The organism is Acetobacter okinawensis JCM 25146 (assembly GCF_000613865.1).
Lineage (GTDB): Bacteria > Pseudomonadota > Alphaproteobacteria > Acetobacterales > Acetobacteraceae > Acetobacter > Acetobacter okinawensis.
Window position 1 is genome coordinate 38,756 of sequence record NZ_BAJU01000012.1, and the last position, 16,334, is coordinate 55,089.

Genomic DNA, 16,334 nt, shown 5'->3' on the forward strand with positions numbered 1-16,334 from the left:
CTCAGGCCTCCGCCTTCACAAGTGCTGCCGGATAAGGCGCATCGCTGTGGCGGGCTTTCTTGATCGCATCACGAATGAGAACGACACCATTCTTTGCTCCCGGAACGGAGCCACGAATCATGATCAGATTCTTTTCCGGATCGACCGCTGCGATTTCCAGATTCAAGGTGGTCACGCGTTCATCGCCCAGATGACCAGCCATTTTTTTGTTCTTGAAGGTTTTGCCGGGGTCCTGGCGGTTACCGGTCGAACCATGCGAACGGTGCGAAATGGACACACCATGCGAGGCTTCAAGACCAGCAAAATTCCAGCGCTTCATGGCGCCAGCAAACCCCTTACCCTTGCTTGTCCCCGTCACGTCAACCTTCTGGCCAACAACGAAATGGGAAGCAGAAAGAGCAGCACCAACTTCCAGCGTGGCATCATCAGCCACACGGAATTCGCGCACTGTTTTCTTGGGTTCGACCTTCACGCGGGCAAAATGGCCACGGTTGGGTTTTGTTACGTTTTTCACCTTGGCATTGCCCATACCCAGCTGGACAGCTACATAGCCATCACGCTCCTGAGTACGAACGTCTACCACCTGCAGTTCATCAACATGCAGGACGGTGACAGGCACATGTGTGCCGTCTTCCTTGAACAGTCGGGACATGCCCAACTTTTTTGCGATCAATCCGGTGCGCATCGTCTGGACCTTAAAGTTTGATCTCGACATCCACGCCAGCGGCGAGGTCGAGCTTCATGAGAGCGTCCACGGTCTGCGGAGTGGGCTCAACAATATCGAGCAAACGACGATGAGTCCGAATTTCGAACTGCTCGCGGCTCTTCTTGTCAACGTGAGGAGAACGGTTAACCGTAAACCGTTCGATATGCGTCGCAGCGGGATAGGACCCCGAACCCGCGCACCCGTACGCTTCGCCGTATTCACGATCTCTTTCGTGCTGTTATCAAGCACCCGATGATCGTACGCTTTCAGGCGAATGCGGATGTTCTGGTTGTCCATCTGTTTCTTAGTCCAACACTTTACTTGTCCGGGTTATCCCGGCCGCCAAGTAAGACCCCAGCCGAATAATCGGCCGGGGCCACTCAGTCTCTAATCCCTTATCGATTACTCGATAATGGAAGCAACAACGCCTGCACCAACAGTGCGGCCACCTTCACGGATAGCGAAGCGGAGACCTTCGTCCATGGCGATCGGAGCAATCAGCTCGACTTCCATAGCGCAGTTGTCGCCGGGCATAACCATTTCCGTGCCTTCGGGCAGGTGCACAACACCCGTCACGTCAGTCGTACGGAAGTAGAACTGCGGACGATAGTTGGTGAAGAACGGCGTATGACGGCCACCTTCTTCCTTCGTCAGGATGTAGGCTTCTGCCTTGAACTTCTTATGCGGCGTGATGGAGCCGGGCTTGGCCAGAACCTGACCGCGCTCAACGTCTTCACGCTTCGTGCCACGTACCAGCGCACCGATGTTGTCGCCTGCTTCGCCGCGATCAAGCAGCTTGCGGAACATTTCAACACCCGTAACAGTGGTCTTGATGGTGTCTTTCAGGCCGACGATTTCAACTTCGTCACCCACGTTGACAACACCACGTTCCACACGACCGGTCACAACGGTGCCACGACCAGAGATGGAGAACACGTCCTCGATCGGCATCAGGAACGGACGATCAACCGGACGTTCGGGCTGCGGGATGTACGCATCAACTGCGTCCATCAGATCGCGCACGCGGTTTTCGCCAACTTCCGGATCACCATCTTCCAGAGTAACCAGAGCAGAGCCCTTGATTACAGGAATGTCGTCACCGGGGAACTGGTAGGAAGACAGAAGTTCACGAACTTCCATTTCAACCAGTTCAAGCAGCTCCGGATCGTCAACCTGGTCAACCTTGTTCAGGAAGACAACCAGAGCCGGCACACCAACCTGACGAGCAAGAAGGATGTGTTCACGGGTCTGCGGCATCGGACCGTCAGCAGCGGACACCACGAGGATGGCACCATCCATCTGCGCCGCACCGGTGATCATGTTCTTCACATAGTCAGCGTGTCCGGGGCAGTCGACGTGTGCGTAGTGACGGTTTGCGGTTTCATATTCCACGTGAGCGGTGGAAATGGTGATGCCGCGAGCGCGTTCTTCAGGGGCTGCGTCAATCATGTCGTATGCCTTGAACACAGCGCCGCCAGTCTTTGCCAGCGTCTTTGTGATGGCAGCCGTCAGAGACGTCTTACCATGGTCAACGTGACCAATGGTGCCGATGTTGCAGTGCGGTTTATTCCGCTCAAATTTAGCCTTAGCCATTGTTTACTCCATGCCCCAAAAAATGTCCGGGATGCAGTTGTTATAAGTGCCCCAATCCCTCGACAAGAGGGAAAGCGGAACTTTCACGGATTACCAGCGATAATGACTGAATGCCTTGTTGGCTTCAGCCATACGATGCGTGTCTTCACGCTTCTTCACAGCCGCACCACGATTGTTCACGGCATCCAGAAGTTCGTTGGACAGACGATCCTGCATGGTGTTTTCACCACGCTTGCGCGCAGCGTCGATGACCCAGCGAATAGCCAGAGCCTGACGACGGTCAGAACGCACTTCAACCGGAACCTGATAGGTTGCACCACCAACACGGCGGGAACGGACCTCTACAGCCGGCTTGACGTTATCCAGAGCGTTATGGAACAGCGCGATCGGATCGGACGCAGCACCATTGCGACGGGCCATGGTGTCAATCGCACCATAGACAATCTTTTCAGCTGTGGACTTCTTACCGTCGAACATCAGCGCGTTCATAAAACGCGTAATGACGACATCTCCGAACTTCGGATCGGGAAGGATCTCGCGCTTAACAGCACGATGACGGCGACTCATACCTTAACTTCCTCTTATTTCGGACGCTTGGCGCCATACAGCGAACGACGCTGACGCCGCTTGGCGATACCCTGCGTATCGAGAACACCGCGAAGGATGTGGTAACGAACACCCGGCAAATCTTTCACTCGACCGCCGCGGATAAGCACAACACTATGTTCCTGAAGGTTGTGACCTTCACCAGGAATATAGCTAACCACCTCATAGCCATTCGTCAGACGCACCTTGGCAACTTTACGCAGTGCGGAGTTAGGCTTTTTTGGTGTCGTCGTATAAACGCGGGTGCAAACGCCGCGCTTCTGGGGGCATCCCTGCAGAGCGGGCACTTTGTTCCGCTTGACTGCAGCTTACGCCCCTTGGCAATGAGCTGGTTGATGGTCGGCATGCGCCTTTCCCGATCCTTACACAGTTCGGTCGGCCAGCCGCATTTTCTGCGGCTGCCGACTTTCATTAAAAAGATCCCATCAGGTAACAACCCGAATGGGGCTATATTGGCATCCGGTTCCGCTTCCCCCCGGAAGCCAACCGCATGCTAAAACTCATACAGAGAACCTGAGTGCCTTACTCATCCACAAAGATAAGCAAAGCTGAGGGCTGCTAACTACAGCCCCCCCTAGCAGAAGTCAAGCTTTACCCCGCGATTCTCTACCCTGCTCCCGATAAACATACAAAAAAGGCCGGAGCATTTGCCCCGGCCTTTCCTTTTGTTTGGCAGCAGAGTTTATTCCGCAGCCGTACGGCTTACGCGCTGCTTGTCCTGCTCGGCCGCAATGGCCCGCAGACGCTTCATGACGCTGCCCGTTCCTGCGGGGATCAAACGTCCCACAATTACGTTTTCCTTCAGGCCCATAAGCTTGTCGACCTTACCGGCTGTTGCCGCCTCGGTCAGAACGCGCGTGGTTTCCTGGAAGGACGCAGCAGAGATGAACGACTGCGTCTGCAGGGAGGCCTTGGTAATCCCCTGCAACACAGGCATGGCCAACGCAGGCCGTTCATTCGCATTGAGGCACTTTGTGTTCTCAACATCGAACTCAAGCCGGTCAACCGTCTCGCCAATCAGGTAGGTCGTGTCACCCGGCTCCAGAATTTCGACTTTCTGGAGCATCTGACGAACGATCACCTCAATGTGCTTATCGTTGATCTTCACGCCCTGCAGACGATAGACATCCTGAATTTCATTGATCAGGTAGTCCGAGAGAGCCTCAACACCCATGACCTTCAGAATGTCGTGCGGAACGCGGGGACCATCGACCAGCGGATCACCTTTTTCCACAAAGTCACCTTCCTGAACGGAGATGTGCTTGCCTTTGGGAATCAGATATTCCTGCTCATGGCCGGACTCATCGTTTTTAACGACAATCCGACGTTTGGACTTGTAGTCCTTGCCGAATTCAACGCGCCCTTCCATTTCCGCAATAATAGCGTGGTCTTTGGGACGGCGTGCCTCAAACAGTTCCGCAACGCGTGGCAGACCACCGGTAATGTCACGCGTCTTGGAGCCTTCACGCGGCAGGCGGGCCAACACGTCACCTGCGTTCACTTCTGCACCATTTTCAATGGACAGCAGTGTTTCAGGCGACAGGAAGTAACGCGCTTCAGCCCCGTTATCCAGCTTGATCACCTCGCCATTAGCATCCTTAAGCTGCAACCGCGGACGCAGATCAACGCCCTTACCTGCCTGCTTGTAGTCAACCACGACTTTGGATGTCAGACCGGTCACTTCGTCCATACGCTCGACAAGCGTGATGGAGTCAATGAGGTCCAGATATTCGACCTTACCGGCTTTTTCGGTAATGATCGGCAGGGTGTAGGGGTCCCACTCAGCCAGCTTCTGACCGCGTGATACCGATGCACCTTCGGTGGTGAGCAGACGCGCACCATAAGGAACACGGTAGCGGAACTTTTCCGCACCCTTTTCGTCCGTCAGCAGGATTTCGCAGTTACGGGCCATGACAATTGGCACGTTCTGGCTGTTCTGCACCACGTTGCGGTTGCGGATGACAACTTTGCCATCACGCGACGCTTCGATCATGGACTGTTCTGCACCGCGCTGTGCCGCACCACCGATATGGAAGGTACGCATGGTCAGCTGGGTGCCAGGCTCACCAATGGACTGAGCTGCGATAACACCAACGGCTTCACCAATGTTAACAGGTGTGCCGCGTGCCAGATCACGCCCATAACAACGGCCGCAAACACCGACGCGGCTATCGCAGGTAAGCACGGAGCGGATGTGAACAACTTCAACACCGGACGCTTCAATACGTTCAGCATCAGCTTCATCAACCAGCCGGTTCCGCTCAGCGATCACAGCACCAGTAGTGGGGTCAACCACATCGGACGCCAGCGAACGACCAAGAATACGCTCGGACAGAGACGCAACAACTTCGCCCCCATCCATGACTGCGCGCACCGTCAGCCCACGTTCACTACCGCAGTCTTCTTCGATAATGATGCTGTCCTGCGCAACGTCCACCAGACGACGGGTCAGGTAACCGGAGTTTGCAGTTTTGAGCGCCGTATCTGCCAGCCCCTTACGTGCACCGTGGGTGGACGTAAAGTAGTCAAGGACCGAAAGCCCTTCCTTAAAGTTGGCAATAATCGGCTGTTCAATAATCTCGCCCGATGGCTTGGCCATAAGACCACGCATCCCGGCAAGCTGCTTCATCTGAGCCGGCGACCCACGAGCCCCGGAGTGCTCATCATCCACACCGAGTTGATGGGTTTACCCACTTCCTGACGGGAGATTTCCTTGGTCATGGCAGCCTGCACTTCATCCGTGCAACGCGACCATGCGTCAACCACTTTGTTGTAGCGTTCGCCAGCTGTAATCAGACCGTCCTGATACTGCTGTTCGAATTCCTTGACCTCGGTTGCCGTGCGATCAACCAGTTCCTTCTTTTCTGCCGGGATGATCATGTCATCCTTACCGAAGGAAATACCAGCTCTGGCGGCATGACGGAAACCCAGAGCCATCAGACGGTCACAGAAGATAACCGCTTCTTTCTGACCGCAGTGACGGTACACCGTGTCGATCACGTCAGACACAGCTTTTTTCGTCAGCTGGCGGTTAATCAGCGAGAACGGAACAGTTTCATGCTGGGGCAGGATCTGAGCAATCAGAACGCGTCCCGGTGTGGTCACTGCTGTTTCGTAAACACGTTTGCCATCAGCGCCGACCTTCTCAAAACGTGCACGGATCTTGTCGTGCAGTTTAAGAGCGCCAGCGTTCAGCGCATACTCAACTTCCCCGATGGAAGAGAAAGATGTGGCACCAGCTTTGACCAGTTCACCCGTCGTAGCGTCATATTCGTTACGATCGGGGGTAACTTTGAACTCAGGCGTTTCAAGGCTCAGGTAGTAAAGCCCCAGAACGATATCCTGAGAAGGCACGATGATCGGCTTGCCGTTTGCCGGGCTGAGAATGTTGTTGGTGGACATCATCAGCACGCGGGCTTCAAGCTGGGCTTCCAGCTGAGCGGCACGTGCACGGCCATCTGGTCGCCGTCAAAGTCAGCGTTAAAAGCTGTGCAGACCAGCGGGTGCAGCTGAATGGCCTTGCCTTCCACCAGCACAGGTTCAAACGCCTGAATGCCAAGGCGGTGAAGTGTTGGCGCACGGTTCAGCAGCACGGGGTGTTCGCGAATAACTTCTTCGAGAATATCCCAGACTTCCGGACGCTCTTTTTCCACCATACGCTTTGCAGCTTTGATGGTGGTGGCGTGCCCGTATTTTTCCAGTTTTGCGTAGATAAAGGGCTTGAAGAGTTCAAGCGCCATCTTCTTCGGCAGGCCGCACTGATGGAGCTTGAGTTCAGGCCCCACCACGATGACCGAACGACCGGAATAGTCAACGCGCTTACCCAGCAGGTTCTGACGGAAGCGCCCCTGCTTGCCCTTAAGCATGTCGGACAGAGATTTGAGCGGACGCTTGTTAGCACCTGTAATGGCACGACCACGACGACCGTTGTCAAACAGAGCGTCAACAGCTTCCTGCAACATGCGCTTTTCGTTACGCACAATAATATCGGGCGCGCGCAGTTCCATCAGCCGCTTGAGACGGTTGTTACGGTTGATAACCCGACGATACAGGTCGTTCAGGTCGGATGTCGCAAAGCGACCACCATCAAGCGGCACAAGCGGGCGCAGTTCCGGCGGAATGACCGGTACCAGATCCAGAATCATCCATTCCGGACGCGCGCCACTTTCGGAGAACGCTTCAACCAGTTTCAGACGCTTGACAAGCTTCTTGCGCTTGGCCTCGGACGTGGTTTCCTTGAGCGCCTGACGCAGTTCAACTTTTTCAGCATCGCACTCAATGCGTTCAAGAACCTTCTTGATCGCTTCAGCACCGATACCGACTTCAATCCCTTCCTCGCCATAATCGTCCATGGCGTCGAGATACTGTTCTTCGCTCAGGAGAGAATACTGCTTGAGGGGCGACGTGCCGGGTTCGAGAACCAGATAGTTCTCAAAATACAGAACTTTTTCAAGATCCTTGAGCGTCAGGTCGACCATAAGGCCGATGCGGCTTGGCAGGGACTTCAGGAACCAAATGTGCGCAACCGGACTTGCAAGCTGGATGTGACCCATGCGCTCACGCCGGACTTTGGCCAGCGTAACTTCAACGCCACATTTTTCGCAGATAATACCGCGGAATTTCATCCGCTTGTATTTGCCGCACAGGCATTCGTAATCCTTGATCGGGCCAAAGATCCGAGCGCAGAACAGGCCATCACGTTCAGGCTTGAACGTACGGTAGTTAATGGTCTCGGGCTTCTTGATTTCACCGAAAGACCAGGAGCGGATCTGCTCGGGAGATGCGAGCTGGATCTTGATCTGGTCAAAGGTCATTGCCTGGCCAGTCTGGCCAAGAATTTTCATGAGTTCATTCATGTGCAGAAGCCCCCAAAGGGAAATGGAGCGCTGGAGCAATAGCTCCAGCCTCCTTCTTGAAATAAGTACGGATTGTGGCGGGGAAAGTCACCGTTAGCCTGCCCCCTGCTCCAGCTCCACATTGAGACCAAGGGACTTGAGCTCCTTGATCAACACGTTGAAGCTTTCCGGAATACCGGCTTCAAAGTCATCCTGTTCACGTACGATCGCTTCATAAACCTTTGTTCGGCCGGAAACGTCATCCGACTTGACAGTCAGCATTTCCTGCAAGGTGTAGCTGCGCCATAAGCTTCAAGCGCCCACACTTCCATTTCCCCAAAGCGCTGACCACCGAACTGCGCCTTACCACCCAGCGGCTGCTGCGTGACAAGCGAGTATGGACCAATGGAACGCGCATGGATCTTGTCATCAACAAGGTGATGCAGCTTGAGCATGTAGATGTAACCAACGGTCGTCTTACGTTCGAACTGCTCGCCCGTACGCCCGTCAATCAACTGCGACTGACCCGATTTATTCACACCAGCCTTTTCCAGCATGGCTTCAATATCGGGGATGGAAGCACCATCAAACACCGGAGTGGCAATGGGCACGCCCTTGCGCAGGTTGTTGGCCAGTTCCACAAGTTCGTCGTTGTTCATGTCTGCAATGGCGTCGTCATAGACTTTCTCGCCATAGACATCTTTCAGACGATCCAGCAGGTCCTGCCGTTTTTCACCTGTACGCTGATAGTCATCCACCAGGTCACCAATGCCACGACCGATGTTGGCACAGGCCCAGCCCAGATGCGTTTCCAGAATCTGCCCGACGTTCATGCGCGATGGCACGCCAAGCGGGTTCAGCACCAGATCAACCGGGGTACCATCCTCAAGGAACGGCATGTCTTCAACAGGCACCACGCGGGAGACAACACCCTTGTTCCCGTGACGGCCAGCCATTTTATCACCCGGCTGAAGTTTGCGCTTAACGGCCACAAACACCTTGACCATCTTCATGACACCAGGTGGCAGTTCATCACCGCGCTGGAGCTTTTCCACCTTGCTTTCAAAGCGTGCCTGAATGCGGGCGATAGCCGCATCAAACTCACGCCGCAGGGTTTCCAGCTCAGCCATGACGCTGTCAGAAGCCACAACAATGTGGCGCCATGTCGCACGCGGCTGCTCGTCCAGAACTTCCTGTGTGATGACCGTACCGGAACGAATACCTTTGTAACCGGCACCTGCGGTCTGATCGAGCAGCTTTTCACGCAGACGGCTGTAGAAAGAGCGTTCCTGAATGGCGCGCTCGTCATCCCGGTCCTTGGCCAGACGTTCGATTTCTGCCCGTTCAATGGCCATCGCACGTTCATCTTTATCTACCCCACGGCGGGAGAAGACACGAACGTCAACAATGGTACCCGTTGTGCCGGGCGGCAGGCGCAGGGATGTGTCACGCACATCGGATGCTTTTTCACCAAAGATGGCGCGCAGGAGTTTTTCTTCCGGCGTCATCGGACTTTCGCCCTTTGGTGTGACCTTACCGATCAGGATATCGCCAGGATTAACTTCAGCCCCGACATAAACAATACCGGCTTCATCGAGGTTGCGCAGCGCTTCCTCACCGACATTGGGGATGTCACGGGTGATTTCTTCCTGACCCAGTTTGGTGTCACGGGCCATGACTTCGAATTCCTCGATATGGATCGAGGTAAACACGTCATCCTTGGCAATCCGTTCGGAAATAAGGATGGAGTCTTCGAAGTTGTAACCATTCCAGGGCATGAACGCGACCAGCACGTTACGCCCCAGAGCCAGTTCACCCAGCTCGGTGGAGGGACCATCCGCAATAATGTCACCCACGCTGACCTGATCCCCCACATGCACCAGCGGACGCTGGTTGATGCAGGTGGACTGGTTGGAGCGGGAGTATTTGCGCAGACGGTAGATATCAACACCCTGCGTGGCACCGCTTGCGTCCGTTGAGCGCACAACAATACGGGCACCGTCGATCTGATCCACAATACCGTTACGTTTAGCGACAATGGTTGCACCGGAATCGCGGGCAACAGCGGCTTCCATGCCTGTACCCACCAACGGAGCGTCGGAACGCACCAGCGGCACAGCCTGACGCTGCATGTTCGAGCCCATGAGTGCGCGGTTCGCGTCATCGTTCTCAAGGAACGGAATAAGCGCTGCTGCAACAGAAACGAGCTGCTTGGGAGACACGTCACAGGCAGTCACTTCGGTCGGGGGAACAAGACGGAAGTCCCCGTTACGGCGGACGGAAATCAGGTCGCTTGTCAGCGCCCCTTGATCGTTCACCTTGGCGTCAGCCTGAGCAACAACCAGCTTTTCCTCTTCCATAGCGGAGAGGTATTTCCAGCCGTCCTGCAACACACCGTCCTTGACCAGACGGTAGGGTGTTTCAATAAAGCCGTATTTATTGACCTTGGCGTATGTGGCCAAAGAGTTGATCAGACCGATGTTCGGTCCTTCGGGCGTTTCAATCGGGCAGATACGGCCGTAGTGGGTCGGATGCACGTCACGGACTTCAAAGCCCGCACGCTCACGGGTCAGACCGCCCGGACCAAGCGCTGAAAGACGACGCTTGTGCGTGACTTCGGACAGCGGGTTGGTCTGGTCCATGAACTGGCTGAGCTGTGAGGAGCCAAAGAACTCACGCACGGCAGCAGCAGCAGGCTTGGCGTTGATCAGGTCATGCGGCATGACCGTATCAATATCCACCGACCCCATGCGCTCACGGATGGCACGTTCCATACGCAGCAGACCGATGCGGTACTGGTTTTCCATCAGTTCGCCCACAGAGCGAACACGACGGTTACCCAGATTATCAATATCATCGATCTGGCCGCGACCATCCTTCAGGTCACACAGAACCTTGATGGTGCGCAAAATATCGTCCTTGCGCAGCACGCGCACGGTATCTGGCACATCAATGTCCAGCCGCATGTTCATCTTTACGCGACCGACAGCGGACAGGTCATAGCGGTCTGCATCAAAGAACAGACCCTGCAGCATTGCTTCTGCTGTTTCAGCCGTTGGCGGCTCGCCGGGACGCATAACACGGTAAATGTCGATCAGCGCTTCGTCACGACCACTGTTTTTGTCAACAGTCAGCGTATTGCGTATCCACGGGCCTTTGGCGGAATCAATCGCCAGAACCGGCAGCTCGTTAATACCAGCTTCTTCCAGCGCAACCAGACGGGCTTCGGTGATTTCCTCACCAGCTTCACCGTAGATTTCGCCAGTGTTCATGTTGACCATGTCATGCGCAATAAAGCGACCGATCAGATCGACTTCACCCACCAGCACTTCACGGGTTTTTTCGGCAATCTTGCGAACAAGACGGGCCGTCAGTTTGGTTTCCGCATCTGCCACGACTTCACCGGTTTCGGCGTCCACCAGAGGTGCCAGCAGCTTGAGGCCACGGAACGAATCAGCATCGAACGGACGTGCCCAGCCTTTGGCGGACTTGGTGAAAGTCACCGTATCGTAGAAGTAGCCGAGGATTTCATTGGCATCCATGCCCTGAATATCCAGCGCATCCACATCCCCACCTTCTGCCAGCTTGGCTTTACGTGCGGCGGATGATGCAGCCCCTTCCAACGCATACAGCAGCGTGGTGACAGGCAGCTTACGCTTACGGTCAATGCGGACGTACAGCAGGTCCTTGGCATCGAATTCGAAATCGAGCCATGAACCACGATACGGAATCACGCGCGCAGCAAACAGGTATTTACCCGAAGAATGCGTCTTACCCTTATCGTGGTCAAAGAACACACCGGGGGAACGGTGCATCTGGCTGACGATCACGCGTTCGGTGCCGTTGACAATAAAGGTACCGTTATCGGTCATGAGCGGCATATCGCCCATGTAAACCGGCTGCTCCTTGATGTCGCGGATGGAGCGGGAGCCTGTGTCCTCGTCCACATCCCATACGATCAGGCGCAGAATAACCTTGAGAGGTGCAGAGAATGTGAGGCCACGCTGGATGCATTCCTCAACATCATATTTCGGGTCTTCGAATTCGTAGCTGACGAACTCCAGACGACCGCGACCTGCGAAGTCATTGATTGGGAATACAGAACGGAAAACCTCCTGCAAACCCGTGGGCACACGCGCATCAGGCGACACATTGGCCTGAAGAAACGTCTCATAAGACGCACGCTGCACATCTATCAGGTTCGGCATCGGGGCGATTTCGGGAATCCGCCCGAAACTTTTGCGAATCCGCTTCCGTCCTGTGAACGATTTGGTAATTGCGTTCATCGTCGCTCCTGCCCCGCCCTTATCTCGGACCATCAGGCTCGTGGTCTGCCGCGAGCCTGATGGTCCGACCTACTTTCGGCCAAAACCCAGACCGGATTTACCCGGCCACCTGCCCCAGATCAACCTGAAACAGGCAAACGGGCGGAGGCATACACCCCCACCCGAGAACCTCAATTCCCTTCACCCAAACCTTAACGGAGAGGGTCAAGGCAATCTTACTTAACTTCGACGGTCGCGCCGTTGTCTTCAAGAAGCTTCTTGATTTTAGCAGCTTCGTCCTTGCTGACGCCTTCCTTGACGGGCTTGGGAGCGCCTTCAACCAGGTCCTTAGCTTCTTTCAGACCCAGACCCGTGATGCCACGGATTTCCTTAATCACGTTGATCTTCTTTTCGCCAGCGGCGGCCAGAATAACCGTGAATTCGGTCTGCTCTTCAGCAGCCGGAGCAGCAGCGCCCGGAGCAGCAGCAGCAACTGCAACAGGAGCAGCAGCGGAAACGCCCCATTTTTCTTCGAGCAGCTTGGAAAGTTCAGCAGCTTCAAGAACGGTCAGAGCGGACAGTTCGTCAACAAGCTTAGCAAGATCAGCCATAGTCAGACTTCCTAATATAAACACTGGTTAGCAAAACGCAACCTCTACACAGAGGCCGCGCGTATTTCTTGTACACATCCCCAATATGGGAATGCGTGGTCAGGCAGCTTCACCCGTTTTGGCATAGGCCCCAAAAACACGAGCAAGCTGGCCAGCCGGCGCCTGAACAACACTGGCAATGCGCGTAGCGGGCGTGGAGATAAGACCCACGAGCTGTGCGCGCAGCGTGTCGAGCGACGGCAGCTCGGCCAGAGCCTTGATCCCAGCTGCATCAAGCACCTGAGAACCAAGAGAACCGCCAAGCAGCTCAAGCTTGTCATTGGTTTTGGCGAACTCAACGATCACCTTCGCCACTGATACAGGTTCGTCCGCCCACGCAAGCGCGGTCGGCCCCGTCAGCAGCGGCGCGATGCCGCTGAACTGGGTCCCATCCAGGGCGAGAGTTGCCAGCCGGTTTTTAGCAACCTTGTAGTTTGCACCCGCTGCCCGCACCTTGCGTCGCAGATCCGTCACATCAGCTACGGTTAACCCTTTATTACGGGTCACCACAACCATGGACGTTTCGGCGAACACGGCGGCCAGAGAGGCAACAAGGGCCTTCTTTTCCGTACGGTCCAAATCCCGTCTCCGTCTTGTTCCATCAGATATAAACCTGACAGAACGGGTTGCCCTTTAGGTTCTGCAACAAACAGAACCCGCTCGCCTGTCCTTGATAAACGGAATATCTGGCACTGCCGAAAAACTCTCAGCCTGCAACCAGCATCCCCGTCTTACCACGCGCCAGCCCCAGAGGAGCCGATTAAGACCAAAGCCGCGTGTGGTCTCGGACAGGTATAGAAAGCGGTAAACCGCTCCCTTATGCACCGGACCAGCCATAAAGACCAGTCCGGCAACATTCTTGCTCAGCCTGCGAAGGCGGAGACGTCCAGCTGTACACCCGGCCCCATTGTGGAGGTCAGGGCAGCTTTCTTCAGGTAGGTCCCTTTGGCGCCTGCGGGGCGGGCCTTCTGCACGGCATCAACGAATGCACGCACGTTTTCGGCCAGCTTGTCCGCACCAAAGGATACCTTGCCGACGCCAGCATGGATAATGCCGGTTTTTTCAGCACGGTATTCAACCTGCCCGGACTTGGCTGCCAGAACGGCACCCTTAACGTCCATGGTTACTGTGCCCAGCTTGGGGTTAGGCATCAGACCACGCGGGCCGAGGATCTTACCCAGACGACCCACCAGAGCCATCATATCGGGTGTTGCAATGCAGCGGTCGAAAGCGATTTCGCCAGCCTGCACCTGCTCCATCAGATCTTCTGCGCCGACAACATCTGCACCGGCTGCCTTGGCTTCTTCAGCCTTGGGGCCACGTGCAAACACGCCAACGCGCAGGGTCTTGCCCGTGCCGTTGGGCAGGGAGACAAAACCACGGACCATCTGGTCAGCATGACGGGGGTCGATGCCCAGGTTCAGAGCAATTTCAACCGTTTCGTCAAACTTTGCGGTTGCGTTGTCTTTGACGAGGGAAATGGCTTCGTCCAGAGCATAGGCCTGCCCTGCAACCACCTTGCGCGAGCCGCCGTAAGACGCTTGTTCTGTGCCATGACCTTAGCCCTCCACCACGTCAATACCCATGGAACGGGCAGACCCGACCAGCATACGCACGGCGCCATCAATATCGTTTGCGTTCATGTCCTGCTGCTTCTGGGCAGCAATTTCACGCAGCTGATCCATGGTCACCTTACCGACGGAAGCGCCCTTACCAACCGTCTGGCTGCCTTTGGAAATCTTGGCGGCCTTGAGCAGGAAGTAGGTGTTCGGCGGGGTTTTGGTGATGAAGCTGAATGTACGGTCTGCATAAGCCGTGATCACCACAGGAATCGGCATGCCAGGTTCAAGGCCCTGGGTCTTGGCATTAAATGCCTTGCAGAATTCCATGATATTCAGACCGCGCTGACCCAGAGCCGGACCAACCGGCGGTGAAGGGTTGGCTTTACCAGCGGGAATCTGAAGCTTGATGTAGCCAACAACTTTTTTGGCCATATCCGGGACTCCTCAAAAATGTACCCGGACCGCGGTTCTTAACGATTCCTGCCATACACATCCGTGCTGGCAGGTACCTCCCGCGTTCCGATCAGGAAAGGCGCGCTTACCTGTGCGCCGCACTGCTGTCAAGGGGCGCACTCACTTTTGTGCTCCCGCTCAGGTCCATGCTGGCAGGGTCACGCACGGTTGTAATACCGCCCGCAGCCGGAGCCTGCCGCAGGTTGCTGTATTGCAGCGGCTTGAACGGCATAAGTACGCTCTCGCCTTGCGGAAGCTGCTCACGCGACCATCCGCCACCCAGCGCGCGAATCAGCTCCACCCGTGCGTTTATGGCCCGTGTGGAGGCCTGCACCATGCCAATGCGTGCGTTCAGCGCCGCAACCTGCGCCACCACAACGTCCAGATAGTTGGTGAGCCCACCCGTATAGAGCGCCATGGTCATGCCCTGTGTGCGTACTGCCGCATCTACCGCGCTGGACTGCTGCTCCACCTGCACCTTGAGCCTGTTGACGCGCGTCAGCCCATCCTCCACCTCCTTGAATGCGTCCAGAACCGTGCTGCGGTACATGTCCTCTTTCTCACGGTACTGCGACCAGCTCCGTTGCAGGTCTGCGCGCCGCAACCCGCCCTGAAAAAGTGGCATGACAGCCTGCGCCCCAAACTGGTACATGGAGTTGGAAAGAGAGGCGAGGTCGAAGCCCCTGTCCATAAACCCGGTCATGGCATTGAACGTGACATGCGGATAAAAAGCCGCACGGGAGACCCCGATCGCGCGGTTAGCCTGCGCCATACGCCGCTCTGCCGCAGCAATGTCCGGCCGTCTTTCCAGCAATGTGGATGGCAGAGCAACGGGCAAGGCCCCTTGAGCAAAATTCAGCCCCTGTACCGGCGCAATATGAAACGTCGCGGGCGCCTGGTTCACCAGCGCTGCAATGGCATGCTCCATGACATCACGCTGGGTACAAATGTCCGTCTCCTGCGCCTGCGTGGTGTAAAGCTGCGCCTCCGCACGTGAGACATCCATACCCGGAGCAATGGCCCCGGCCAGACGCATATTGGTAATCTGCACGGCAGTTTTGTAGTAGCGGATGGAATCACGGTAGACCGCATCCTGCGCATCCAGCCCACGCAGAATAATGTAATCGCTCGCCAGTTCGGCCTGCAGGCTCAGACGTGCTGCGGCATAGTCGGCAGCACGCTCCTGCACATTCTGTTTGGCCATACGGGTTTTGTTACGTATGGCAGACCAGAAATCCGGCTCCCACGTGGCAGTCCCCGAATACTGCTCGGACGACATGTACATGGGACCAGTAGCACCCGCTCCACGCCACAGGCGATGAGCCGAACCTTTGTATTTTTCGCCCCCCGCCATACCGCCAACCTGTGGATAAAGCTGCGACTTGGCTTCCATGGCCAGATCACGCGCCTGAAGGAAGGCTTCGGCCTGCGCCTGAAGGTCAGGGTTAAGCCGCATGGCCTGCTCCTCCAGACCATTGAGCACCGGGTCCCCCAGAATAGTCCACCATGTGGGGCTGATCTGTGTATCCCCTCCCCCGGCTGGCTGCATAACACCACCGCCACTCCAGTTATCCGGGTACACAAAAGTTGCAGGTTTGTAGCGTGGCGCCATGTCGCACCCTGCCAGCACGGACAGAACGCATGACCCCATCATCAACCGCGAA

The 16,334-nt window shown here is 55.9% G+C and carries 7 protein-coding genes and 5 pseudogenes; all 12 read right to left on the reverse strand.

The window, feature by feature from the left end:
• Nucleotide 1: 1 nt before the first annotated feature.
• On the reverse strand, nucleotides 2-685 hold the full coding sequence (gene rplC, locus JCM25146_RS07345) for a 50S ribosomal protein L3 (RefSeq protein ID WP_025826972.1): 684 nt from the start codon (nucleotides 683-685) through the stop codon (nucleotides 2-4).
• Nucleotides 686-695: 10 nt separating this feature from the next.
• Nucleotides 696-1,003 (reverse strand): annotated as a pseudogene (rpsJ, locus tag JCM25146_RS21330) (30S ribosomal protein S10).
• 105 nt (nucleotides 1,004-1,108) lie between these two features.
• Nucleotides 1,109-2,299, reverse strand: a complete 1,191-nt coding sequence (gene tuf, locus JCM25146_RS07350; RefSeq protein ID WP_025826974.1) for an elongation factor Tu — start codon at nucleotides 2,297-2,299, stop codon at nucleotides 1,109-1,111.
• 90 nt (nucleotides 2,300-2,389) lie between these two features.
• On the reverse strand, nucleotides 2,390-2,866 hold the full coding sequence (rpsG, locus tag JCM25146_RS07355) for a 30S ribosomal protein S7 (protein WP_025826976.1): 477 nt from the start codon (nucleotides 2,864-2,866) through the stop codon (nucleotides 2,390-2,392).
• A gap of 14 nt (nucleotides 2,867-2,880) precedes the next feature.
• Nucleotides 2,881-3,251, reverse strand: a pseudogene (gene rpsL, locus JCM25146_RS07360) (30S ribosomal protein S12).
• Nucleotides 3,252-3,587: 336 nt separating this feature from the next.
• Nucleotides 3,588-7,761, reverse strand: a pseudogene (rpoC, locus tag JCM25146_RS17965) (DNA-directed RNA polymerase subunit beta').
• 93 nt (nucleotides 7,762-7,854) lie between these two features.
• Nucleotides 7,855-12,026, reverse strand: a pseudogene (rpoB, locus tag JCM25146_RS17970) (DNA-directed RNA polymerase subunit beta).
• A 215-nt stretch (nucleotides 12,027-12,241) separates the two neighbouring features.
• Nucleotides 12,242-12,616 carry a 50S ribosomal protein L7/L12 gene (rplL, locus tag JCM25146_RS07375; RefSeq protein ID WP_025826980.1) on the reverse strand — a complete coding sequence of 125 codons (375 nt, stop codon included), beginning with the start codon at nucleotides 12,614-12,616 and terminating at the stop codon, nucleotides 12,242-12,244.
• A 99-nt stretch (nucleotides 12,617-12,715) separates the two neighbouring features.
• A complete protein-coding gene (rplJ, locus tag JCM25146_RS07380; RefSeq protein ID WP_025826982.1) occupies nucleotides 12,716-13,234 on the reverse strand; it encodes a 50S ribosomal protein L10 in 519 nt (172 codons plus the stop codon).
• Between the two features lie 284 nt (nucleotides 13,235-13,518).
• Nucleotides 13,519-14,210: pseudogene (gene rplA / locus JCM25146_RS07385) on the reverse strand (50S ribosomal protein L1).
• Nucleotides 14,211-14,214: 4 nt separating this feature from the next.
• The gene (rplK, locus tag JCM25146_RS07390) at nucleotides 14,215-14,649 is read right to left on the reverse strand and encodes a 50S ribosomal protein L11 (RefSeq protein WP_025826986.1); all 435 of its coding nucleotides are present in this window, start codon (nucleotides 14,647-14,649) and stop codon (nucleotides 14,215-14,217) included.
• A 106-nt stretch (nucleotides 14,650-14,755) separates the two neighbouring features.
• The gene (locus JCM25146_RS07395; RefSeq protein ID WP_242400988.1) at nucleotides 14,756-16,324 is read right to left on the reverse strand and encodes an efflux transporter outer membrane subunit; all 1,569 of its coding nucleotides are present in this window, start codon (nucleotides 16,322-16,324) and stop codon (nucleotides 14,756-14,758) included.
• Nucleotides 16,325-16,334: the final 10 nt, after the last annotated feature.

What these genes read in the sequence shown, in the direction of transcription:
- rplC (WP_025826972.1), bottom strand. Translation starts at nt 685, where the DNA reads ATGCGCACCGGATTGATCGCAAAAAAGTTGGGCATGTCCCGACTGTTC.
- rpsG (WP_025826976.1), bottom strand. Translation starts at nt 2,866, where the DNA reads ATGAGTCGCCGTCATCGTGCTGTTAAGCGCGAGATCCTTCCCGATCCG.
- rplK (WP_025826986.1), bottom strand. Translation starts at nt 14,649, where the DNA reads ATGGCCAAAAAAGTTGTTGGCTACATCAAGCTTCAGATTCCCGCTGGT.
- tuf (WP_025826974.1), bottom strand. Translation starts at nt 2,299, where the DNA reads ATGGCTAAGGCTAAATTTGAGCGGAATAAACCGCACTGCAACATCGGC.
- JCM25146_RS07395 (WP_242400988.1), bottom strand. Translation starts at nt 16,324, where the DNA reads ATGATGGGGTCATGCGTTCTGTCCGTGCTGGCAGGGTGCGACATGGCG.
- rplL (WP_025826980.1), bottom strand. Translation starts at nt 12,616, where the DNA reads ATGGCTGATCTTGCTAAGCTTGTTGACGAACTGTCCGCTCTGACCGTT.